Here is a 21,743-nt window from a genome sequence, read left to right on the forward strand (position 1 = left end):
CCGCTTGCCCCCATGGACAAGCGGCTTTTTTGTGCCTGGCTGATTTTGGTATCAGGGCCACGCACATTCTCTCTCATCCTATGCATGACGCGGCCGATACAGGCACAATGCCATTTAATCAGCGCTCACATCTTTCGGTGAGGAGATAATCCTTTTGCTGCGCCCCTCTGCCGCACGGCTCAGTCATTTTTTACCCTCTCTGGCCTTGCTGGTTGCCGGACTGGCGGCCGCGTATGTGAAAGACCTCAACGTCTTCTTCACCTCACTTTTCAACGTGCTGCCCACCCTGGTGCTGTTGCTGGGTGGTGCGTACTGCGGGGTGTACAAGCGACAGCGTGAGCTGTTCCTGATGATCACCGTGTACATCGCCTATTTCCTCCTCGACACACAGACCGACTACTACCGCGATTACGGCAAGGTCCGAGAAGACGCCGCCGTGGTGTTTCATCTGTGTTGCCTCTTGCTCCCGGTCATGTTTGGTCTGTTTGCGGCCTGGGAAGAGCGGACCCATCTGTTTCAGGACTTGATTGCACGGTTGGCCGTTCTGGTCGCGGTAGGCAGCGTTGCCCTGGGTCTCGAACAGAGCTTTCCCGCCGGGCTGCTGGCCTGGCTCGCCGACATCCGCTGGCCAGCGCTTCACGGTGAATGGATGAGCCTGATTCAGCTGTCCTACGTGACCTTTCTCATTGCGTTCGCCGTGCTCATCACGCAGTACCTCTATAAGCCGCGGCCCCTGCATGCGGCTCAACTGGTGGGGTTGCTCGGGATGTTCTGGGCGTTACCGAAGACCTTCATCCTGCCCTTCACCCTGAACATCATGTGCAGCCAGGTGATGTTGATGATTGCGGCGGCGGTCGCCCACGAGGCCTATCAAATGGCCTTCCGTGACGAGCTGACCGGGCTGCCAGGCCGACGCGCGCTCAATGAGCGGATGCAGCGACTGGGGCGCAATTACGTGCTGGCGATGAGCGACGTCGATCATTTCAAGAAATTCAACGACACCCATGGCCACGATGTCGGCGATCAGGTGCTGCGTCTGGTGGCGAGCAAGCTGTCGAAGATCACCAATGGCGGCGGGCGCGCCTATCGCTATGGCGGCGAAGAGTTTGCCATCGTGTTTGCCGGCAAAACCCTCGAAGAATGCATGCCGCATCTTGAGGTCATCCGCGAAACCATTGCCAGTTACCAGATTCAGCTGCGCAATCAGGACAATCGTCCGAATGATGATCTGCAAGGGCGTCAGCGTCGGGCGGGGTCCCAGGCTTCAGCGGTGTCGGTCACGGTCAGCATCGGCGTGGCGGAGCGTCTGCCGGAGCACCGCAACCCGGAAGAAGTCCTCAAATCCGCCGATCAGGCGCTGTATGCCGCCAAAGGGGCCGGGCGTAACTGCGTCATTAGTCATGCGCAAACCAGCAAGCGCGGCGCTGTGCGCATGGCTGCCGCCGGCTAAAACCTACTCTTTTCCACCTCTGGACGAACGCACACGCCGCTGTGCGCGGGCATCAGCAGGATTGTTGCTTGCGCGTGACCGAATCTTTGATAATAGTCACGTGTTGACCCTATGTGTCGCAAATGGTGTTCATGTACACTCGTTCCATTGACACATCGGCGCCGCACTCTCTCTGCTGTGCCGCTCCTCCCCCGAGTTCTTTGCCGCTGAAACGAGGTTTGCCATGGCTGACTACAAAGCGCCCTTGCGCGATATGCGCTTCGTCCTCAATGAAGTGTTCGAAGTCTCCCGACTTTGGGCCACGCTGCCCGAATTGTCCGAAACCGTGGACGCCGAGACCGTCGAGGCGATTCTCGAAGAAGCGGGCAAAGTCACTGGCCGGTCCGTTGCACCCCTGAGTCGCGCGGCCGATGAGGAAGGCTGTCACTGGAACGACACCGTCGTCACTACCCCGGCAGGCTTCGTTCAGGCGTACAAAACGTACGCTGAAGGTGGCTGGGTTGGCGTCGGTGGCAATCCGGAGTTCGGCGGCATGGGCATGCCCAAAGCGGTGTCTGCTCAGGTCGAGGAAATGGTCAATTCCGCAAGCTTGGCGTTCGGGTTGTACCCGATGCTGACGTCCGGCGCCTGCGTCTCGATCAACACCCACGCCAGCGAGGCGTTGAAGACCAAATATCTGCCGAACATGTACGCCGGGGTATGGGCCGGTTCGATGTGCCTGACCGAAGCCCACGCCGGCACGGACCTCGGGATTATCCGTACAAAGGCGGAGCCCCAGACCGACGGGTCTTACAAGATCAGCGGCACGAAAATCTTTATCACCGGCGGCGAGCACGATCTCACCGAGAACATCATTCATCTGGTTCTGGCCAAGCTGCCTGACGCACCGGCAGGGCCGAAGGGTATTTCGCTGTTTCTCGTGCCGAAGATCATGGTCAATGACGATGGCAGCCTCGGTGAGCGCAACACGGTGTTCTGCGGGTCCATCGAACACAAGATGGGCATTCAGGCCTCGGCCACCTGCGTGATGAATTTCGATCAGGCCGCAGGCTATCTGATCGGCGAGCCTAATAAAGGCCTCGCGGCGATGTTCACCATGATGAATTACGAGCGTCTGGGCGTCGGCATTCAGGGCCTGGCGTCCGGCGAGCGCTCGTATCAGAACGCGATCGAGTACGCCCGCGACCGTTTGCAAAGCCGTGCCCCGACGGGCGCACAGTCCAAAGACACCCTTGCCGACCCGATCATCGTTCACCCCGATGTGCGTCGCATGCTGCTGACCATGAAGGCATTGAACGAAGGCGGTCGGGCATTCTCCACGTACGTGGCCATGCAGCTGGACACCGCCAAGTACAGCGAAGACGCCGATGTGCGTCAGCGCGCCGATGCGTTGGTCGCGCTGCTGACGCCAGTCGCCAAGGCCTTCCTCACCGACATGGGCCTGGACACCACCGTGCACGGTCAGCAGGTGTTCGGCGGTCACGGCTACATTCGCGAGTGGGGCCAGGAACAACTGGTGCGTGACGTGCGCATCACCCAGATCTACGAAGGCACCAACGGCATTCAGGCGCTGGACTTGATGGGCCGTAAGGTGGTCGCCAGCGGAGGGGCTTATTACAAGCTGTTCTCCGACGAAATCCGTCAATTCATCGCTTCGTCTGACAGCTCGCAGGCAGAATTCAACAAGCCGTTGGCCGCAGCCCTGACCACACTGGACGAATTGACCGACTGGGTACTGGACCGGGCTCGCAGCAACCCGAATGAAATCGGTGCTGCGTCCGTCGAGTATCTGCATGCGTTCGGATACACGGCGTACGCCTACATGTGGGCGATGATGGCAAAAGCCGCATGGGGTAAAGAAGCTCAGGAAGATTTCTACGCCAGCAAGCTGGGCACTGCGCGGTTCTATTTCGCGCGTCTGCTGCCACGCATTCAGTCCCTTTCGGCTTCGGTTAGAGCGGGCAGCGAGTCTCTGTACCTGTTGGAGGCGTCACAGTTCTGACACCCGGAAATTCATGTAAGCATTTACTTACATGACGTGATGGCAATCGGCTCTATCGCTCCAGTGGATCCAAGTTTAATCTACACACATGGACGTCGCGCAGGATGCGCAAACAGATAACAGGGACACGTAAGGGATTGCCTGCCAGGATGGCGGGAAGAAATGGAAGTCATGGGAAACAGTCTGGAAAACCTCGCTTAGGCGGGGTTTTCTTTTTTCTGCGTTCCGAAAAAGTGCATCGCCGTCCGCCGCTTCGCTTGATGTGGCTGCGGGGAGGTCATGGCTTGATGATAGGCGCTGCGGAACCCCTATAGCGACCCAGGGTCGATTAGCTGTGCGGCCCCCATTGGGCCATTAATCAGGAGCTCCACCCATGGACATCATTCGCATCATCATCGCCATCCTGCTGCCACCCCTGGGCGTGTTCCTGCAAGTCGGCTTCGCCGGCGCCTTCTGGCTGAACATTCTGCTGACCCTGCTGGGCTACATCCCGGGGATCATCCACGCGATCTACATCATTGTCAGTCGCAAGTAACCCGACCCCGGCCAACACCACGCTTCCTGTCTCAGGTCAGCTGACATAGAGTCCGACGTTGGACTTTATGATCAGGAAGCTCAGGGATGGACGTTGTTTTGGGATTGCTCGCCGCTCTGTTCTGGGGCGGCACAGATTTTCTGGTAGGGCTCAATGCCCTCCTGCGACTTGTAGGACCGGCTTTAGCCGGGAAGGCTTCAATCGCCACACCGCAAATTGATCGTTGCATCCACCGACCTCTTCCCGGCTGAAGCCGGTCCTACCAGGCGACTGCCTACACCTGTGAAGCTGGCGATGCCCCACAGAAATGTAGCGTGTATCGCAATACCCCGTGGGAGCGAGCTTGCTCGCGAAGCGGCCAGGACTTTTTGAAGGGGACTGATTTATTTACAACGCTTCACCGTAAATTAATCTGTCCCCGTATCAGCTCACTGGCCAATTCCCGGCTAAAGCCCGTCCTACCGGAATCCGCGGGAGCTGAACAACCTCAAATCACCCGTCAATAACCTTCCGGTAAAACGCCCACTCGGTTTCCAGTGCATGGGCCAGGTTGGCGGCTTTGCGGAAGCCGTGGCGTTCGTCGGGGTAGAAGTGCCCTTCCGCCGGGATGCCGTTTTCCAGTAGCGCATTGAGCATGTCGCGGGTCTGGGCGGGGACGACGACTGCGTCGAGTTCGCCCTGGAAGAAGATCACCGGCACTTTGATCTGGTCTGCATGCAGCAGCGGCGTGCGCTCCCGGTAGCGCGCCATGTCGACGTCGGGGTCGCCGATCAGCCAGTCCAGGTAATCCGCTTCGAACTTGTGCGTGGCTTGCGCCAGCGCCAGCGGGTCGCTCACCCCATACAGGCTCGCCCCTGCGCGGAACACATCCTTGAATGCCAATGCGCACAGCGTCGTATACCCGCCTGCACTGCCGCCCCGGATGAACGCATTTGCCGGATCGATCAGGCCCTGATTGCCCAGGTATTCAACCACTGCGCAAGCGTCTTCGACATCGACAACGCCCCACTCCAGAAACAGCGCCTGACGATAGGCGCGGCCATAACCGGTGCTGCCGCGATAGTTGAGGTCGGCGACGGCGAAGCCCCGTTGCGTCCAGAACTGAATGCGCGGGTCCAGCGCGGGGTAGCAGGCGGAGGTCGGGCCGCCGTGTATAAACACCACGAGCGGCGGCTTGTCGTCGCCATTCATGGCCGGGTAGAAATACCCGTGCGCCTCGCCGGCCCCACTTGGATAACGCAAGGTCTGCGGCTGGCTGATGCGCTCGACGGGAAGGGGGCTGACCCCGCCGGCCAGCACCTGAACGCACTTGTCAGCACGACCGATGGCAATGACAGCAGAAGGGCTGACGGGCGACGCCGCGATGCAATAGAGGTAGTCCGCGTCCACCGCGAGGCTTCTGAAGCGGCTGTAGTCGCCGCTGAAATCTTCAACTGAACCCTGCGCCGAGCGCACGCCGAGCAGGCCTTTGCCGTCCTCGAACCAGGCGGCGAGGTACGCGCCCTCGCTCAGCGGCGCCCAGGTCGACGCGCCCAGTTGCCACGGCGCCGAAGCGTGGTCGGCAGCGGCGGCGGGCAGCGCTTCAAAACCGTCCGGCGTCTCAACCCACGGCTGCCAGAACCCGGCGCGGTCAGTCAGGCAATACAAGCGGCCCGCGTCATCGAAGCGGGGTTGCTGCAACGATTCCAGTCCCAACCCGCCCGCGAGACAGTGCGGCCGGCCCCACGCGAGATCGGCCTGGCGTTCGACGCTCATCAGTCGTGAGGACGTCCAGGGCTGATGGGGCCGCCACCACTCGATCCACACCAGGCGATTGCCATCCGGACTGATGGAGGGCGATGCGTAAAAATCCGCGCCTTCGGCCAGTACGTGGCGGCGACCGTCGGCGACGTCGATCGCGACCAGCCGGTGAGTGCTCTTATCCTCCTCAACCGCCAGAATCTGCCCACGCGCAGAACGGACATCTCCGAAGAGCTTGTCGCCCTGGGTCAGGGGGTGAGGGGTTTGGGAGTCGAAGGACTGGAGGTAAATCTGCTGGTCCGCTTCGTTGACGAACACCACGGCATCGTCAGTCAGGCAGAACGAACCGCCGCCGTATTCATACACCCGGCTGCGCACGCTGAAACCCTCGGGGGTCAGGCAAGCGGCCGCGCCGTCGTGCCAGCGCCAGATGCGCGTCGCGGCATCCTGCGGGCGGAATGCACTCCAGAAAAGCCCCGCAGGGCTGACGGCGAGTTCGGCGAAATCGGTGCCTGCCGCCACAGCCTGGGCGGCGGAAAGGAGGTCAGGACTTGGCGATGAGGCGTGAGTTTCGTTCATTGCGGAAGGCCAGTTGCTCGATAGTCTGGCTAGCATACTCGGCTTCATCACGGGCTTGGGTGATCAAGTGATGCTGCGGCGACTTGCTGCACACCGGGTCCGTGTTGCTCGCATCGCCGGTGAGCATGAACGCCTGGCAGCGGCAGCCCCCGAAGTCTTTTTCCTTCTCGTCGCAGGAGCGGCAAGGCTCTGGCATCCACTCGTAACCACGAAAGCGATTGAAGCCGAACGACTCATACCAGATGTGCTGCATCGTGTGATCGCGCACATTGGGGAACTGGATCGGCATCTGCCGCGCCCCATGGCACGGCAGCGCAGTGCCATCCGGCGTCACGGTCAGGAACAGATTGCCCCAGCCGTTCATGCAGGCTTTTGGACGCTCTTCGTAGTAATCGGGGGTGACGAAGATCAGCTTCACCGGGTGATTTTCAGCGGCGAGCTTGACCCGATACTCGTTGGTGATGCGTTCGGCGCGCACAAGTTGGTCTTTGGTCGGCAGCAAGCCCACCCGATTCAAGTGTGCCCAGCCGTAAAACTGACAGGTCGCCAGCTCCACGAAATCCGCTTCCAGTGCCACGCAGAGCTCGATGATCTTGTCGATCTTGTCGATGTTGTGCCGGTGGGTCACGAAGTTGAGGACCATTGGATAGCCATGCTTTTTCACGGCGCGGGCCATTTCCAGCTTCTGCGCGAAGGCCTTTTTCGAGCCGGCGAGCATGTTGTTCACTTGCTCGTCGCTGGCCTGGAAACTGATCTGGATGTGGTCCAGCCCGGCTTCCTTGAAGTCGATAATCTTCTGCTCGGTCAGGCCGATGCCGGAGGTAATCAGGTTGGTGTAGAAGCCCAGCCGTCGCGCTTCGGCGATCAGCTCGGCCAGGTCCTGACGCACCAGTGGCTCGCCACCCGAGAAGCCGATCTGCGCCGCGCCCATTTGCCGGGCTTCGGCCATGACTTTGAACCACTGCTCGGTGCTCAATTCCTGACCCTGCTTGGCGAAATCCAGCGGGTTGGAGCAATACGGGCATTGCAACGGGCAGCGATAGGTCAGCTCGGCGAGCAGCCACAGCGGCAGCCCGACCGGGGGCGTGGGCGGGATGTAGACATCGGACTGAGCGTTCACTGAGTCAGGCAAATTCGATCCAGAGCTCTGCACGGGCGACCTCCATGAATTGCTCGACGTCAGTGCCGAGCTCGGGAACGCCGGGGAATTTTTCGTCAAGCAGCGCAATGATGGCGCCGACGCTGCGCTGACCGTCAATCAGGCCGCCAATCGCGCTCGCGCTGTCGTTGAGCTTGATCATGCCCTCGGGGTAGAGCAGCACGTGACCGTTTTGCGCGGGCTCGAACTGGAAACGATAACCGCGGCGCCAGCTGGGCACCTGCTCACGATTGAAGCTCATAGGGCGATTCCTTTGTGCCAGACGCGTTGGTCGGTCACGCTGTGATAGGGCGGGCGGTTCAGCTCGTAGGCCATGCTCATGGCATCAAGCATGCTCCACAAAATATCGAGTTTGAACTGCAGAATTTCCAGCATGCGCTCCTGGCCTTCCCGCGTGGTGTAGTGCTGCAGCGTGATCGCCAGACCATGCTCGACGTCGCGGCGCGCCTGACCCAGGCGGGTGCGGAAGTATTCGTAACCGGTCGGGTCGATCCATGGGTAGTGCTGCGGCCAGCTGTCCAGGCGCGACTGATGGATCTGCGGCGCGAACAGCTCGGTCAGCGAACTGCTCGCCGCTTCCTGCCAATTGGCGCGACGGGCGAAGTTGACGTAGGCATCGACGGCAAATCGTACGCCGGGCAGAACGAGTTCCTGCGAGCGCAGCTGGTCAGGATCCAGGCCCACGGCTTGACCCAGACGCAACCAGGCTTCGATGCCGCCGTCTTCGCCGGGTGCGCCGTCATGGTCGAGCAAGCGCTGAATCCACTCGCGGCGGATTTCCCGGTCCGGGCAGTTGGCCAGGATCGCAGCGTCCTTCAGCGGGATGTTCACCTGATAGTAAAACCGGTTGGCGACCCAGCCCTGAATCTGCTCGCGGGTCGCGCGCCCTTCGTACATCGCCACATGGAAAGGGTGATAGATGTGGTAATACGCGCCCTTGGCGCGCAGGGCCTGTTCGAATTCAGCAGGGGACAGCGGCGTTGCATCGTTCATGTCGGCAGTTCTCGTCAAGAATTTCCGCAGATCCCGTGGGAGTGAGCTTGCTCACGAGTGCGATCTACCTGTGCCGGATAGGCTGGCTGACCTGACACCCTCATGAGCAAACCTGGCCCCACAGTCGGCTAATTAGCGTTTTAAAGCTCGATGCTCATCCCATCGAACGCCACTTCGACGTTCCGCCGCGCCAGTTCAGCGCGCTCGGGCGAGTCTTCGTCGAGGATCGGGTTGGTGTTGTTGATGTGGATAAGCACCTTGCGCTGTTGCGGCAGCTTTTCCAGCACGTCGAGCATGCCACCGGGGCCGTTTTGCGCCAGATGACCCATCTCCGTCCCTGTACGGGTGCCGACGCCACGACGCTGCATTTCATCGTCATCCCACATTGTGCCGTCAACCAACAGGCAGTCGGCGCCGCTCATTTTCTCAATGAGGGCATCATCGACTTTGCCCAGGCCCGGCGCGTAGAACAGTTTGCCGCCGGTGCTCAGGTCCTCGACCATCAAGCCGATGTTATCGCCCGGGTGTGGGTCGAATCGGTGAGGCGAGTAGGGCGGTGCCGCACTGCGCAGTGGAAATGGCGTAAAGCGCAGATTCGGGCAGGCCGGAATCACAAAGCTGCCTTCCAGCTCGATGCGATTCCAGGCCAGGCCGCCGTTCCAGTGTTTGAGCATGTTGAACAGTGGGAAACCCGTGCTCAGGTCCTCGTGGACCATGTCCGTGCACCAGACCTGATGCGGGCAGCCTTCACGCAGGCTCAGCAGACCGGTGGTGTGGTCGATCTGGCTGTCCATCAGAATGATCGCGCTGATCCCGGTATCGCGCAGGCCGTGATTGGGCTGCATCGGCGCGAACCCCTGGAGCTGGGCGCGGATGTCGGGAGAGGCGTTGCACAAGATCCAGTTCACGCCGTCGTCCGACAGCGCGATAGACGACTGGGTGCGCGCGTGGGCCCGCAAGCTGCCATCGCGAAAGCCAGCGCAATTGGCGCAGTTGCAGTTCCACTGAGGGAAACCACCGCCGGCGGCGGAACCGAGAATCTGGATGTGCATGTAAACCCCGTAGCGACGGGCCAGGCCGGCCCTGAAATCAGAATCGCGTTAATAAAAAAGCCCCGGCGAACCGAGGCTTCTCACCGCGCAACAATCAACGGCTTGCGAAGTACATGGTGACTTCAAAGCCGATACGCAGATCAGTGTAAGCAGGTTTAGTCCACATAATTGACTCCTTCTGGGTTAGTGCAGCGGTGGGTGAGTACATTCGTTAGTGCTCCTGCGAGCGGAGACGTTCAAATGCTTAGGGGGCTATGTTACTAAAATTATCGGAAGGCCAATGATGAAATATCCGATAAAGATCCTTGCACCGCAGGCAATGATCAACTGTTTGCAGCCCGCGGCCGGGGCGGGCTAGGACGGGCCAGGGCGGTTGGAGAGGCAGAGCCGGGCGCTGTCTGGTTGTGCCAGCCGATGAGCGGCTTCGAGCAAAGCAACGTGTTGAAGATGTGCAAGCGAATGTTGCAGGCGTGCACTGTAGTCGCTGCCGTGTCCTGCCAGATGCGCTTGCCAGAGCAGCTCGGCGGCTTGTGAATGTTCCATGTCAGCCGTCTCAACTTGCGCCTGCAGGTTTTTTACCTGCGCGGGTAAGTTTGTGGCGTTGATGAGAGTCGGCAGATCCTCAATGAACGCCTCGATATGCGCCACGAGCTGTGTCGCATTCGCACTGGGCGATTGCACACCGAATAGAAGACCGCCCGCGCCTGCGACGTGTCTGAAACCGCTGAAAACGGCGTAGCCCAACTGCAGTTCGACCCGTAGGCGCTGGTAGAAAGGCGCCTGCATCAGCTGTGCGAACAGTCGCCACGTAGCTTCGTCATCGAGAGAGTGCGAGGGCGTTGGATAGAACATCAGTAGCGCAACTTCGGCAGACTCCGACGGCTCGATTTCCCACCGTGTGCCCGTAGCCAGAGGTGTTGCGTGCGCTGAAAGCTCCGGGAGACCGGGGATGCGCCGAGCGGCGTGACTCAACACGTTTCGCGCTGAGGGTGTGAAGCCCGTGGCAAACCCCGTCCAGAGCGCCTCTGCCCAGACCTGCGGCAGACCGTCAGTCTGCTGGTTGACGGCGTTGTTCAAATAATGATCAGGTAAGGTCTTCAGCAGCTGACGTATCGGGATGAGGGCCGGATCATTAGCGGGTTCACCGTAGCGCGCCAGGGTTTGCGCATCCGGCTGGACGAGCAGGCTCAGCGCCTGTTCCAGCACGATGGGCAACGGCTCCGCCAAGCCGGAGATCTTTAGCTGCCAGAATCTGCCGTAGGCACTGAATGCCAGCGTGACCCCCGCTTGACTGGCTTGGGCCATCAGCGGTTTCAGGCTGTCTTCCAGCATCCGGGCAAGCATCGGTTGCGCAGCGGCGAGCGTCCATCGCAGGCATAAGGTCGCCTCGCCGTGTGCTGGCAGCGCCTCGCTGAATGTCAGCTGGGTCAAGGGCAAGGTCGGCGTAGTGGATGCCGTTGCGGGTTTCAGAAATGGATTGGGCTCAGGCAGCCGCCACTCACCGCTGGATGAGCCACACGCCAAGGGCTCGACTTGCGTGCGTAACAGCGCTGCGGGTGTGAGCTGGCTGAGCAGCGCATCAACCGCCTCTGTCGACAGACCCGCCGCATCAGGTTCAGCGCTGTAATACCGCGCCAGCGACAGCGCACCGCTGACGGCCAGACGCCGCTGTTCCAGCCGTGCGTATTCTTCGATCAACTGACGGTAATGGGATTTGAAGAAGGCGAGCCAGTTGAAAACCAGTGCTGGTACATGCGATGACGCGTCGGGAGGCGTTGCAGCCAACACGAACGCGACGTCGACTAATGCCTGGCCGGCAAACTCATACATCACCTCGGCCTTCAGCGATTCAATCAATCTTCGTTCACGAAGCTCCGCCACCAGACCGCCCGCTTGCCCGTCATTCATCCAGGTACAAAGGAACGCCGCGGCCTGCTCCTGCCCTGGCGGTAAGCCTTCGCACGCGAACGTCAGATGCATCCGACGCTGGTCAGGTTCGCCGACTGGCTTCGGTGCATCAGTGAGCAGCGCAGGCGGACGCTGCTGTTCGATACGGCTGCCTCGAGCGAAATACGCGCCAGACTGCGTTGCCAGCTCCTCCAGTTCCTCCAGCGACTGAGGCCCTGCGAGGCTCAGCGTCATCTGCCCGGCCTGATAAAACCGTCGATAGAAATCCTGCAGCGCATCCTGAAATGCCTGACGCGGAACCGGAAGACTGAAGCGATTCCCTGCATGAAACCCGCGCAGGGGATGCAAATCCGACAAGGGCTGCAGGCGTTTCAGCCGATCACGGGAGGCATTGTCCCGCGACCAGGCGATGAATTCCGCGTGCAGCACCTCCCGTTCTCGCAGCTGATCGGGAATCGTCATGCGTGGATGGGCGAGCATTTCGCACAGCCTCTCAAGACCGTCGGGGAACACGGCGCGGGGCAGTTCGAAGAAGAAGTCGGTGGTGCGCTCGCGTGTGCTGGCGTTCACTTGCCCGCCATGACGCTGCACGAACGCCATCAGTTTTTCGTCGGCCGTAAAGCGCTCGGTGCCGAGGAAGAACAGGTGCTCGAGAAAATGCGCCAGCCCCGGCCAGCGGGCCGACACATCATGACTGCCTGCCGCCACCCGCAATGCCGCAGCGCAACGCTTCAAACGTGGTGCCGAAACAAGCACCACGTTCAAGCCATTGGGCAGGGTCAGGGATCGCTGGCTGATTGGGTTGGGCATGGCGCTTGTGATGTTTGCTGACTGAGCGGCCATGCTAGCGGATAACGGGCGCTCAGGTGTGGGACGTGCGCAGTGGCGACGCTGGGCAATTACCCTACGGTTTACCTAGACCGGCATAAAACCCCGGCCGGCGATCCTTGAAATACGTATTGATCGCCTGCGATTCGCTCATCGCTTCCCGATCCAGGTCCGCGATCACCAGCGCCTCATTCCGACCGGCAAGACCGATTTGGCGACCGTCTGGCGCGCTGATGCTGCTCAAACCGCAGTAATGGATCTGGTCCTCACTGCCGCAGTAATTGGCATAAACAAGGTAGCACTGGTTCTCGAAGGCGCGGGCCCGCACGGTGACTTCCGCGACGAAATCGTAGGGCGCCATGTTTGCTGTCGGTACCAGAATAAGGTCTGCACCGGCCAGGGCCAGACGCCGCGTGTTCTCGGGAAACTCGACGTCGTAGCAGATCAAAAAGCCGAGCCTCCAGCCGCCGAATTCCACCACCGGGAAGTGCTCATCGCCCGCGCTGAACATCGCGTTGTCCAGGTCGCCATACAGATGGGTCTTACGGTAATTGCAGAGCCGAACACCTTGCGCGTCGATTAACTGCACGGCGTTGTAAACCTGATCGTCGCCGCTTAACTCCGGGTAGCCGTACAGAATCGCGACGCCCGTGGCCTGGGCTATCTCGGCGATCTTCAGCGCAGCCGGGCCGTCGCTCGCTTGCGCCAACTCCCGCGCCGCCTGGGCACCGATGTTGTAGCCGCTGAGAAACATCTCGGGGAAAACCAGCAGCGCCGCCCCCTGCGCCGATGCCTCGATCGCTTGGGCTTCCAGTCGCATGAGGTTGGCGCTGACGTCCAGCGGCAGCGGCGGGCATTGGTAGAGGGCGACGCGCATTTGTGGCTTCCTTATTCCGGCAAAACGATCGGGCCGATCTCGTGAAACACGTCTCCGGGGCCCGGGTTCTCGGCGTGAGTCTTACCGCCGAAGTGAGTCATGATGCCCCACACCGCGTTCAGCGAGGTCTGTACTGCGCCTTCGACCCAGGCGGGTGTCCAGGACACATCGTCACCGGCGATGAAAATGCCGCGTTGCTCGTCAGGCATTTCCTTCTGCATGAAGTGCGCGTACATCCGCTGGTTATACCGATAGTGGCCCGGCAGCGCGCCTTTGAAAGCTCCGAGGAAGTGCGGGTCGGATTCCCATGACACGGTGATCGGGTCTCCGATGACGCGCGCGGCGATATCGACCTTTGGGTAGATCTTTTTCAGCGCGCCGAGCGCCAGGCTGACGCGCTTTTCCACGGGATGCGGCAGCATTTTCAGCGCGTCGCTCATCCACGAGTACGACAGACAAATTACCCCCGGCTTCTCGACGCCGTTGGAATAGGTGCCGTTGTCGAACAGATAAGTGCCACGGGTCAGGCGATCCGTCAGGGTCATGCTCATGAGGTCGCGGCCGGTCTCAGGGTCTTTGTCCTTCCAGAACGGCCGGTCGACCATGACGAAGGTTTTCGACGACTGCATGTAGCGCGTGCGGTCCAGCGCCATCCACATCTTCTGTGAGAACAGCGACTCTTCGCACTCGATCTGGGTGGTCAGCAGCCAGCTCTGGCACGTGGCCAGAACCGCATCGTAATGGCGGACGTCGCCCAAGTTGTCGGTGACCGCGAACTGACCGTTGGCGGCGCGGCTGATGCCTTTGACGCCCGTGCGCGGTGCGCCCCGGTGCAGCGTCGACAGGCTGGTGCCTTCTGGCCAATGGGCGCAACGTTCAGGGGCATGGCGCCAGATGCCGATAGGGACTTGCGCGACGCCGCCGACGATCAGGTGTTGGTGATCGTCGCAGTTGGTCATGACCACGCGAAAGATCTCCAGCATCGAGTTCGGGAAGTCCGAGTCCCAGCCACCGGTGCCAAAGCCGACCTGACCAAACACTTCGCGGTGATAGAACGACAGCTTGGCGAAGGCCTTGGAGGTGGCGACAAAATCATAGAACGTGCGGTCGTCCCACAGCGGCACCAGCTTGTCCCACAGCTCCTTGAGCCGAGGCACGTCGCGGTCGCGGATGGCTTGCTGAATGTCGGCGAACTGCGAGCCGTCCTCCAGCGCGTCGGCCCAGGCGTCGGCGACTTCCTGAAACAGCGCAGGCAAGTCCGACAGTTTCTGTGCGTAGTGAGTGCTGCCTTCCAGGTCAATCACCGTGCTGCCGGACGCCGCCGTGAGCGGGTTGGGGAAGGGCTTGGACTCCAGGCCGAGCTTGTCGACGTAGTGATAAAAAGCGGTGGATGACACCGGGAAGCGCATGCCGCCCAGCTCGGCAATGATGCCTTCGGCGCCTTCGAACTGTTGTGAGCGCAGACGGCCGCCCATTTTGGAGGCTTCATAAACGACGGGCTTGAGGCCCAGCTTCATCAGTTCATAAGCCGCCACCAGCCCTGCGATACCGGCGCCGACGATGGCCACCTCTTTTCCAAGGTTTTCCGTAGGAATGCTGCCCAGGCCTGCCGGGTGCTCAATCCACTCATCGAAGGCGAACGGGAAGTCCGGGCCGAAAATCGTGATCGGTTTTTTTCCGTCGGCGGGGTGGCGATTGTTCTTCATGACTGACCTTGTTCGACTGGGGCGCGAAAGTGGACAAGTCTAGATAACAGTTGGGACGTTAATAAGACGCAGAGTGTCGTCGTTGTGTCGATAATGCCGTCAAAGTGACGGGTTAGCTCGTCACATTGTTATAAGTTGCCCATTCAGGATGGCTGCCCGCGGTCGATCTTGCTGCTCAGGATGATCGATGTGGTGGTCTTCTCGACGCCATCGACACTCCCGATCAGATCGAGCAACTGGTCCAGCTGCTCCGGCGAGTCCGTGCGCAGCCACGCGACGTAATCGAACTCGCCACTCACGGCGCACAACTGTTGCACCTGCGCGAGCGCGCTCAGCCGCCGCAACACTTCCTTGCCAGAGCGAGGTTGCACGGTGATCCCGACATAGGCCTGCAGCCCGCCATCCACCAGCCGCTGACCCAGACGCACGCCATAGCCGGTGATGATTTTGGCTTTCTCCAGGCGCGCCAGTCGCGAGGTCACGGTCGTGCGCGCGATGCCCAATTGCCGGGCCAGATTGGCGACCGGTTCCCGGGCATTGATTTGCAGCGCTGCGATCAGTTTGCGATCGATGTCATCGAGCGCTGGGGGGCGGGTGTCAGGCAAGGCGGATCTCCTTCGGCAAGCGAGGCATGTTAGGAGATTCCTTAGGGGTTTGGGTGATATTCGAATCCCAAAGCGACGCGAAACCCTAGGCATTCTGCGTCGATCGTCCATCGGGGATGGGCGTCAGAGAACCTGCGTCGGTCATGTGGGACTTTTCCACGCTGTAAGGCTTTTGTCATTCTTCTGTCACCCCCGGCATGCCTAAATTCTCTCCCCATCCCTATGAATCCACGCCGGGAGCCCCGTCATGACTCTGGATTTCTCCGAAACCGCCCGCTACATCCAGGCCGATATCCTCGACAGCTTCGACGAAGAACTGGAAATGGAGTACGACGACGCGCGCCTGGACGGCTTGTTGGCTGACTTGGGTGAGGAGGTGCCCAAAGGGATTGATCGCCGCCTGTACTTCCGCGAGCTGCTGCGTCTGCAAGGCGAGTTGGTCAAACTGCAGGATTGGGTGGTGAGCCAGAAGCTCAAGGTGGTCGTGCTGTTCGAAGGCCGGGATGCGGCAGGCAAGGGCGGTGCGATCAAGCGCATCACTCAGCGCCTCAACCCACGGGTCTGTCGCGTGGCTGCACTGACCGCGCCAAGTGAACGCGAGCGCACGCAGTGGTACTTCCAGCGCTATGTCGCGCACCTCCCAGCCGCTGGCGAAATGGTGCTGTTCGACCGCAGTTGGTACAACCGGGCCGGGGTCGAGCGGGTCATGGGCTTCTGCAATGACGAGGAGTACGAAGAGTTTTTCCGCACCGTCCCCGAGTTCGAAAAGATGCTGGTGCGCTCGGGCATCATCCTGATCAAGTACTGGTTCTCCATCACCGACGACGAGCAGTACCGGCGCTTTCTGATGCGCATTCATGACCCGCTGAAACAGTGGAAGCTCTCGCCGATGGACCTTGAGTCCCGCCGTCGCTGGGAGGACTACACCAACGCGAAAGAAGAAATGCTCACCCGTTCCCACACTGACGTCGCGCCATGGTGGATCGTCGAGGCCGACGACAAGAAACGCGCCCGCCTGAACTGTATTCATCACCTGCTGGAGCAGATCCCGCGCGGCGATACCGAAACACCGCAAGTGGTGCTGCCGGAACGCGAGTACAACGCCAATTACCTGCGCGCCCCCGTACCGCGCGAGATGGTTGTTCCGCCGGTTTATTGATCCTCCACCGGTTTCTGATCACCGTGCTGGCGTGGTTCAGATTTTCCACGCCGGCGCAGTTTTCGCCAGTCGTTGCTGCAGGCTTTCAAGATTCTGCGTGAACTGGCGGGTCATCAGCTGATAACCGAGCACCTCGGTAGAGGCGGTTGGAACGTCGGGCCCGACGGTCAAGCTCTCGGTCGGACGCTGCAAACGCTCGGTCGCACCGGTCTGCAGCGCGCGGGCCATGCCGATCAACATGCGACGGATCCGCCGTTGCTCTGCCGTCACGCCCGTGCTGCCAGCATCTGCCGGACGCAGATTCGAAAGAATCTCGAGGATGCTCAGGCACATGCGGTAGTGGCTCTGAATGGCGTCCAGCTCAACGATCGAAATCTTCACTTCCTTGGACACCGACGGCATCAGCGAACGCAGCTGCAACAGCGTCGCGCCCATCCGCGCGGTCAGCTTCACGTGCTCATCTGCAGTGATCGACTGACCGCTGGCGATACGGTCGTAAGCTAGGGCACAGTCCCGCAAGCCACTCGCCAGGTTGTAGCGCCACGAATACACGGCGTACAGCGGCAGCGCGAATGAAAACGCCAGGGCGAGGGCGATGCCGATCAGGATGTCCACGGTCCGCCACAGCCCGTCCGTGATCGGGTTGTCACCGTGGCCCGCCACGATGAACAGCGTGATCGCCGACAACAGCGCCGTGTAACCGCCCTTGCCGATGGCGTGATACGCAAAAAAGCCGCAGATCAGCGACATAACCACGTACGTCAGCAACGGCATGCCCAGATAGCTTTCCTGCGCCACCATCGCCAGGCCCAGCGCCGCGCCAATCAATGTCCCGTACGCGCGCTCCACCGATTTTTTGCCGATATTGCCGTGGTGCTGCAACCCGCCAATCACGATCAGCATGGTCACCGACGCCCACTCACCGTGGGGCAGATGAAAACCTGTCGTCAGAAGAATCGACACCAGCAGTCCGACCACGATTCGGCCGGCGTGAATGTAGCGCGCATGGCGATAGCGGCGGTATGGATCCAGAAGCGGACGCAGGGCGCGGCGAAGCCAGGAGGGTAGGGAGGCTGAGTTCATGGGGTTACAGACCATGGAGAAGATGAATATATCCGAAGCCTGGCAAATGCTGCGCGTCACCTCCGGTGTGCACTCATTCACAAAGTCATCACATGTGAGATGTTGCGTATCCGGATGCTTGCGCGTAGGGTGCGTTGCTATCACATGTGATGTTCGGGAAAACTTCAATGGCTCGGAAAACTTCAACCGACTACATGCGCGAGATGCGCGCTCGGCTGACGGCTGCCGGGTACGTGAAACGAGAGCTGTACGTGCTTCCCGAAAACGCGGAAGTATTGAGAGACATCGAAAAAGTGCTGCGCCAGCCCTACTTGGGTAACCGGATCAAACTGGAGGGATTCATGACTGAGAACACCAATTGGACGATCAACACACTTCACTCGGCGTTCGCCGAGCTGGACGTTGTGAAAGACAAAGATATCGAGCTGACCCTCATTCAAGGCGCCGAGCCAAGTCTGAGCCTAGTGATGAACCAGTTCGGCGGCTTGCCCATCATCATTGCCATTGCGGGCGACCAGATCCTGGTTGATTCCGTGCTGGTGTACGCCTCCGAGGTGAAAGACCCGGCGGCTTTTAACGACGCTGTGTTGCGCAGCCGGGAGCTGTTCCCGCTGTCGTCGATCGGCATCGAGACCCTGCCGAACGGCGAAACCTTCTACAACATGTTTGGCGCACTGAGCGCAGCCTCTTCGTTGACGGTCGTCGTCCACGAGGTGCTCACCCTGGCAGAAAACGTGATTCATGCGGCCGACGCCTACGAAGATTTTCTTAAAGTTGATTCACAGTAATCGGGAGACACATCAATGAGCCTTTGGAAAAAAATGGTCACAGCGTTGCGTGGTGGGGCTTCCGAGGTGGGTGAAGCCATCGTCGATGCCCAGGCACTGCGAATCCTCGATCAGGAAATCCGTGACGCCGACGCCTCCATGCTCGCGGCGCGCAACCAACTGATTCAAATCAAAGCCAAGCACAAGCTCTCGCTGCAACGCGTCGAAGAGCACGACAAAAACATCGCCAACTGGGAGCAGAAAGCGCTCGCGGCGATGAACAAAGGCGAAGAAGCCCTTGCCCTCGAGTGTGCCGAGAAAGTGGCCGAGCTGACGGCTCTGCGCGACCAGGAGAAACTGGCGGCCGATCAGTTTGGCGTCCACGTGGCGAAACTGACCGCACAGGTCATCAAAGCCGAAAGCCAGATTAAGGGTCTGCGTCAGCAGACCGACATGGCCAAGGCCCGCGACAGCGTGCAAAAGGCACAGATCAACGCGGCGGCTGCGACCGGCGGTGCCAATGGCCGACTCGAAACCGCAGTGGGTTCGCTGGCACGTATCAAGCAGCGTCAGGATGAACAGGACGCGAGACTTGAAGCGGCCGACGAGCTGGCCGAGGCTGCCAATGGCGGCGATCTGGAGCGTCGTCTTCAGGATGCCGGGATCGGCGCTAAAACAGGCGGCGCAGCGGACGTCTTGGCCCGCTTGAAAGCGCAAAGCCAGAGCGGTAACGCTGGGCAATAAGCACCGTTAAACAGAGGCAGCCGGGTATCCGGCTGCCTTTTTTCGGTTTCGATTTTTCGGGTTTCAGCGGTGTGCAGATGAATATCGGAAATGGACTACGGACGATACTCTGCCTCGCCGCTTTGATGATCGTTGTGCAGATGGTTAACTCCCTGACCGCCAACAGCCTGCTGTCCCACGGCCTGGTGCCTAGAACGTTTTCCGGACTGCAAGGCATCCTGTTTTCTCCGTTTCTGCATGGTTCGGTCCGTCACCTGCTGAGCAATCTCCTGCCTTTTGTGGTGCTGAGCTGGCTGGTCGCAACCGAGGGGCTTCAGCGTTACATTCGCGTTGCACTGCTCATCACTGTGCTGGGAGGCCTGATGGTTTGGGTGATTGGCAGACCTGTCATCCATGTGGGCGCCAGCGGCCTGATATTTGGCTTGTGGGCGTATTTGCTGGCCCGCGGCTGGTATCAGCGCAGTCTGGCGAGTTTCGCGATCGCACTGGTGACCCTGCTGGGCTACAGCGGATTGATTTTCGGCTTCATTCCGGTGCCGGGCGTATCGATTGAGTCACACCTGTGTGGCGCGCTTGCCGGTATCGTGACGGCCTGGTTAATGCACTCACGGCAGCTTCTTGACCGAAGCCCCGTGAAGTGAAGGGCAGAACTTTTTCAGATCGCCTCGGCGCGAATTCAAGGAGATGAAACATGAGCTGGATCAAACGCGCATTAGGCCTGGAGTCGCCCATTCCACCGGCCGGCTCCAATCCCCTCGGCAATTCGGCCTTGGCTAATCCGTTCGGGCTGGCTACCGGGCGGATGATGGACCTCGACGACTCGCTCAAGCTGATGCTCGACGGCCATTCGGAACTGGTGGTCCCCAACGAAGAAGTGGTCTGGTCAGTGGGTCAGGTCGACCTGGGGCAATCGGTTCGTCTGGTGCGCTTCTACTTCGAGGATGAGGATTACTGGCTGCAGGTCATGATGAACGGGCCTGCCGCTGAAGACGTCCAGGACATCATCCTGTTCGGCTACAGCAGCGCCGTCACGATCAACAGCGAGGCGGAGCTCAAGCGTCTGGTGGGGCCTGCGTCCAAAGTCGGTCTGCCGATATTCGAGCATGACGGCTGGGAATACGGGCGTCAGTGGGGCACGGAAGAGGGTCAGACCGAGCTCACGCCCATGGACGAGCAGGTTGTCAGTCCTGACGGTGCTTACCGCATCAAGCACTTGAGCATGTTGTACGCGCGGGACACTGGATTGGTGGATCGTCGCGAGTTTCTGCTGCTGTCGGTCGAGGAAGACGAGGAGGGCGTTGTTTCCTTCACCACGTCGGTCGGCGTGACCCTGCAGTCCACTGATTTCACCGTCATTTAAAAGGAAGTAAAAAATGCTTGAAGCGCTTCGTATGTCCGTCAGCGTCCAGTCGTTGCTGAGTTTTGTGGTCTACATCATTGTGGCCGGCGGGTTGTTCGCGTTGTTTCAGATGGCCTACACGCGTCTGACGCCGCACAAGGAATTCGCCCTGATTCGTGAGGGCAATGTTGCCGCGGCCGTCGCCCTCGGCGGTGCGCTGATCGGTTTCGCTCTGCCTGCCAGCAACGTCATCACCTACAGCATCAGCGTACTGGACGTGGTGATCTGGGCAGTAATCGCAGCAGTCGTACAGCTGCTGGCCTTCACCGCCACCAGCATGGTGCTCAAGGATCTGTCCGCACGCATTACCCGAGGCGAGCTAGCCGCGGCCATCTATGCCGCCAGCGTCTCGATCAGTGTCGGTTTTCTCAACTCGGCCTGCATGACGCCGTCGACCTGATCGCCCGTTATCGAAAGGAGTTATCGATGAGACGTAGTTCCCTCAAGCTGGTCCTGGCCAGCACCCTGCCGCTGGCGATCAGCGCGTGCAGCAAATCCGACACCGTCGAAGTCTCCGCGCAGCAGACCTATCCATCGGTTCAAGCCTGTGTGGATCAGAAAGTCCCGGTCGATGTCTGCTCGGACGCCTACATGAGTGCGCTGGCGGAGCACCGCCGCGTAGCCCCGACCTACGACGACAAGACAGCCTGCGAAGCAGATTTCGTCCCTGATTACTGCCAGCAGAATGCCGATGGCAAATTCACGCCCAAGCTCGGCGGTTTCCAGCTGGAAGTTTCCGGGGAGCTTCCCAAGTCCCAGGTCGACGCAGCGAAGGCACAGGCTGACCAGTCCGGCGGCGGCGGTGGCGGCGGCTTTGGTTCCGGGGTGAACGGATTCCTGATGGGCATGCTGGTCAGCAACATGGTTAACGGATTCACCGGTGGCGGCGGTCGTTACTACGCCCAGCCCATCTATCAGGAGCGTGACTCGCGGGGTGGATATGGGTATTCCACACTGTCGCGCCAGATCGAACGGGGCAAAACCTTCGGCAACTCCACCCAGGCGCGAAGCAGCTCGACCGGGACTTACAGCAAAGGCACCCTTGGTCGTAACTCCTCTGTCTCGTCGTCGGTTTCCCGTGGCGGTTTCGGCAGCCAGGCCACTGCTCGCAGCGGTTGGGGTGGCAAAAGCAGCGGCTCAAGCTTCGGCGGATAACA

At 60.3% G+C, this 21,743-nt stretch carries 21 protein-coding genes; 10 read left to right on the plus strand and 11 right to left on the minus strand.

Going from position 1 to position 21,743, the window contains the following annotated elements:
* The first annotated feature begins 154 nt into the window (after nt 1-154).
* From M1E04_RS01955 to M1E04_RS01965, 3 genes are all read left to right on the plus strand, one after another.
* Entirely contained in the window at nt 155-1,450 is a 1,296-nt protein-coding gene (locus tag M1E04_RS01955) for a GGDEF domain-containing protein (protein ID WP_410935217.1), read from the plus strand.
* A gap of 223 nt (nt 1,451-1,673) precedes the next feature.
* The gene (locus M1E04_RS01960) at nt 1,674-3,452 is read left to right on the plus strand and encodes an acyl-CoA dehydrogenase C-terminal domain-containing protein (RefSeq protein ID WP_456292320.1); all 1,779 of its coding nucleotides are present in this window, start codon (nt 1,674-1,676) and stop codon (nt 3,450-3,452) included.
* Nucleotides 3,453-3,825: 373 nt separating this feature from the next.
* Nucleotides 3,826-3,987: a YqaE/Pmp3 family membrane protein gene (locus M1E04_RS01965; protein WP_037019089.1), complete on the plus strand. Its 162-nt coding sequence runs from the start codon at nt 3,826-3,828 to the stop codon at nt 3,985-3,987.
* A 492-nt stretch (nt 3,988-4,479) separates the two neighbouring features.
* On the opposite strand, the gene M1E04_RS01970 is transcribed toward M1E04_RS01965, so the two are convergent.
* The 10 genes from M1E04_RS01970 to M1E04_RS02015 all read right to left on the minus strand — a co-directional run bounded on the left by M1E04_RS01970 (nt 4,480) and on the right by M1E04_RS02015 (nt 15,434).
* Nucleotides 4,480-6,306 (minus strand): S9 family peptidase, encoded by a 1,827-nt coding sequence (locus M1E04_RS01970; protein WP_456292321.1) that lies wholly within the window; start codon nt 6,304-6,306, stop codon nt 4,480-4,482.
* Complete coding sequence (gene pqqE / locus M1E04_RS01975) at nt 6,272-7,459, minus strand: pyrroloquinoline quinone biosynthesis protein PqqE (RefSeq protein WP_369319158.1); 1,188 nt, start codon at nt 7,457-7,459, stop codon at nt 6,272-6,274. The genes M1E04_RS01970 and pqqE overlap by 35 nt, the downstream gene beginning before the upstream one ends.
* Entirely contained in the window at nt 7,431-7,706 is a 276-nt protein-coding gene (pqqD, locus tag M1E04_RS01980; RefSeq protein ID WP_065991309.1) for a pyrroloquinoline quinone biosynthesis peptide chaperone PqqD, read from the minus strand. The genes pqqE and pqqD overlap by 29 nt, the downstream gene beginning before the upstream one ends.
* The gene (gene pqqC, locus M1E04_RS01985; protein ID WP_065991310.1) at nt 7,703-8,458 is read right to left on the minus strand and encodes a pyrroloquinoline-quinone synthase PqqC; all 756 of its coding nucleotides are present in this window, start codon (nt 8,456-8,458) and stop codon (nt 7,703-7,705) included. Before pqqC ends, pqqD begins: the two co-directional genes overlap by 4 nt.
* Nucleotides 8,459-8,598: 140 nt before the next feature.
* Nucleotides 8,599-9,510, minus strand: a complete 912-nt coding sequence (gene pqqB, locus M1E04_RS01990) for a pyrroloquinoline quinone biosynthesis protein PqqB (protein ID WP_456292322.1) — start codon at nt 9,508-9,510, stop codon at nt 8,599-8,601.
* Between the two features lie 94 nt (nt 9,511-9,604).
* A complete protein-coding gene (pqqA, locus tag M1E04_RS01995; RefSeq protein WP_008365141.1) occupies nt 9,605-9,676 on the minus strand; it encodes a pyrroloquinoline quinone precursor peptide PqqA in 72 nt (23 codons plus the stop codon).
* A gap of 188 nt (nt 9,677-9,864) precedes the next feature.
* A complete protein-coding gene (pqqF, locus tag M1E04_RS02000) occupies nt 9,865-12,228 on the minus strand; it encodes a pyrroloquinoline quinone biosynthesis protein PqqF (RefSeq protein WP_456292323.1) in 2,364 nt (787 codons plus the stop codon).
* A 94-nt stretch (nt 12,229-12,322) separates the two neighbouring features.
* Nucleotides 12,323-13,123 carry a carbon-nitrogen hydrolase family protein gene (locus M1E04_RS02005; protein ID WP_456292324.1) on the minus strand — a complete coding sequence of 267 codons (801 nt, stop codon included), beginning with the start codon at nt 13,121-13,123 and terminating at the stop codon, nt 12,323-12,325.
* 11 nt (nt 13,124-13,134) lie between these two features.
* Complete coding sequence (locus tag M1E04_RS02010; protein ID WP_296312655.1) at nt 13,135-14,829, minus strand: flavin monoamine oxidase family protein; 1,695 nt, start codon at nt 14,827-14,829, stop codon at nt 13,135-13,137.
* A gap of 143 nt (nt 14,830-14,972) precedes the next feature.
* Complete coding sequence (locus M1E04_RS02015; protein WP_065991314.1) at nt 14,973-15,434, minus strand: Lrp/AsnC family transcriptional regulator; 462 nt, start codon at nt 15,432-15,434, stop codon at nt 14,973-14,975.
* A 247-nt stretch (nt 15,435-15,681) separates the two neighbouring features.
* Between M1E04_RS02015 and ppk2 the strand changes: the two genes are divergently transcribed.
* Nucleotides 15,682-16,593 (plus strand): polyphosphate kinase 2, encoded by a 912-nt coding sequence (gene ppk2, locus M1E04_RS02020; RefSeq protein WP_074886916.1) that lies wholly within the window; start codon nt 15,682-15,684, stop codon nt 16,591-16,593.
* A gap of 36 nt (nt 16,594-16,629) precedes the next feature.
* Here ppk2 and M1E04_RS02025 read toward each other — a convergent pair whose 3' ends face one another.
* On the minus strand, nt 16,630-17,676 hold the full coding sequence (locus tag M1E04_RS02025) for an FUSC family protein (RefSeq protein ID WP_369319155.1): 1,047 nt from the start codon (nt 17,674-17,676) through the stop codon (nt 16,630-16,632).
* A 167-nt stretch (nt 17,677-17,843) separates the two neighbouring features.
* Here M1E04_RS02025 and M1E04_RS02030 point away from each other — a divergent pair, with 167 nt between their 5' ends.
* The 6 genes from M1E04_RS02030 (at nt 17,844) to M1E04_RS02055 (ending at nt 21,741) form a co-directional block, all read left to right on the plus strand.
* Nucleotides 17,844-18,464, plus strand: coding sequence for a YjfI family protein (locus tag M1E04_RS02030; protein WP_083233191.1), 621 nt, complete (start codon nt 17,844-17,846; stop codon nt 18,462-18,464).
* A gap of 15 nt (nt 18,465-18,479) precedes the next feature.
* A complete protein-coding gene (locus M1E04_RS02035) occupies nt 18,480-19,187 on the plus strand; it encodes a PspA/IM30 family protein (RefSeq protein ID WP_065991318.1) in 708 nt (235 codons plus the stop codon).
* 77 nt (nt 19,188-19,264) lie between these two features.
* On the plus strand, nt 19,265-19,828 hold the full coding sequence (locus tag M1E04_RS02040) for a rhomboid family intramembrane serine protease (RefSeq protein ID WP_065991319.1): 564 nt from the start codon (nt 19,265-19,267) through the stop codon (nt 19,826-19,828).
* A gap of 50 nt (nt 19,829-19,878) precedes the next feature.
* On the plus strand, nt 19,879-20,547 hold the full coding sequence (locus M1E04_RS02045; RefSeq protein WP_065991320.1) for a DUF2491 family protein: 669 nt from the start codon (nt 19,879-19,881) through the stop codon (nt 20,545-20,547).
* Between the two features lie 13 nt (nt 20,548-20,560).
* A complete protein-coding gene (locus M1E04_RS02050) occupies nt 20,561-20,986 on the plus strand; it encodes a DUF350 domain-containing protein (RefSeq protein WP_065991321.1) in 426 nt (141 codons plus the stop codon).
* Nucleotides 20,987-21,012: 26 nt separating this feature from the next.
* Complete coding sequence (locus M1E04_RS02055) at nt 21,013-21,741, plus strand: DUF1190 domain-containing protein (RefSeq protein WP_296312672.1); 729 nt, start codon at nt 21,013-21,015, stop codon at nt 21,739-21,741.
* Nucleotides 21,742-21,743 lie beyond the last annotated feature (2 nt).

The sequence above is a fragment of the Pseudomonas sp. AK106 genome, assembly GCF_053903055.1.

Coding starts and splice junctions, on each gene's coding strand:
- M1E04_RS01965 (WP_037019089.1), top strand. CDS start 3,826: ATGGACATCATTCGCATCATCATCGCCATCCTGCTGCCACCCCTGGGC.
- M1E04_RS02050 (WP_065991321.1), top strand. CDS start 20,561: ATGCTTGAAGCGCTTCGTATGTCCGTCAGCGTCCAGTCGTTGCTGAGT.
- M1E04_RS02025 (WP_369319155.1), bottom strand. CDS start 17,676: ATGAACTCAGCCTCCCTACCCTCCTGGCTTCGCCGCGCCCTGCGTCCG.
- M1E04_RS02040 (WP_065991319.1), top strand. CDS start 19,265: ATGAATATCGGAAATGGACTACGGACGATACTCTGCCTCGCCGCTTTG.
- pqqF (WP_456292323.1), bottom strand. CDS start 12,228: ATGCCCAACCCAATCAGCCAGCGATCCCTGACCCTGCCCAATGGCTTG.
- M1E04_RS01970 (WP_456292321.1), bottom strand. CDS start 6,306: ATGAACGAAACTCACGCCTCATCGCCAAGTCCTGACCTCCTTTCCGCC.
- M1E04_RS02055 (WP_296312672.1), top strand. CDS start 21,013: ATGAGACGTAGTTCCCTCAAGCTGGTCCTGGCCAGCACCCTGCCGCTG.
- M1E04_RS01960 (WP_456292320.1), top strand. CDS start 1,674: ATGGCTGACTACAAAGCGCCCTTGCGCGATATGCGCTTCGTCCTCAAT.
- pqqC (WP_065991310.1), bottom strand. CDS start 8,458: ATGAACGATGCAACGCCGCTGTCCCCTGCTGAATTCGAACAGGCCCTG.
- M1E04_RS02030 (WP_083233191.1), top strand. CDS start 17,844: ATGGCTCGGAAAACTTCAACCGACTACATGCGCGAGATGCGCGCTCGG.
- M1E04_RS02045 (WP_065991320.1), top strand. CDS start 19,879: ATGAGCTGGATCAAACGCGCATTAGGCCTGGAGTCGCCCATTCCACCG.
- M1E04_RS02010 (WP_296312655.1), bottom strand. CDS start 14,829: ATGAAGAACAATCGCCACCCCGCCGACGGAAAAAAACCGATCACGATT.
- M1E04_RS02005 (WP_456292324.1), bottom strand. CDS start 13,123: ATGCGCGTCGCCCTCTACCAATGCCCGCCGCTGCCGCTGGACGTCAGC.
- ppk2 (WP_074886916.1), top strand. CDS start 15,682: ATGACTCTGGATTTCTCCGAAACCGCCCGCTACATCCAGGCCGATATC.
- pqqD (WP_065991309.1), bottom strand. CDS start 7,706: ATGAGCTTCAATCGTGAGCAGGTGCCCAGCTGGCGCCGCGGTTATCGT.
- pqqB (WP_456292322.1), bottom strand. CDS start 9,510: ATGCACATCCAGATTCTCGGTTCCGCCGCCGGCGGTGGTTTCCCTCAG.
- M1E04_RS02035 (WP_065991318.1), top strand. CDS start 18,480: ATGAGCCTTTGGAAAAAAATGGTCACAGCGTTGCGTGGTGGGGCTTCC.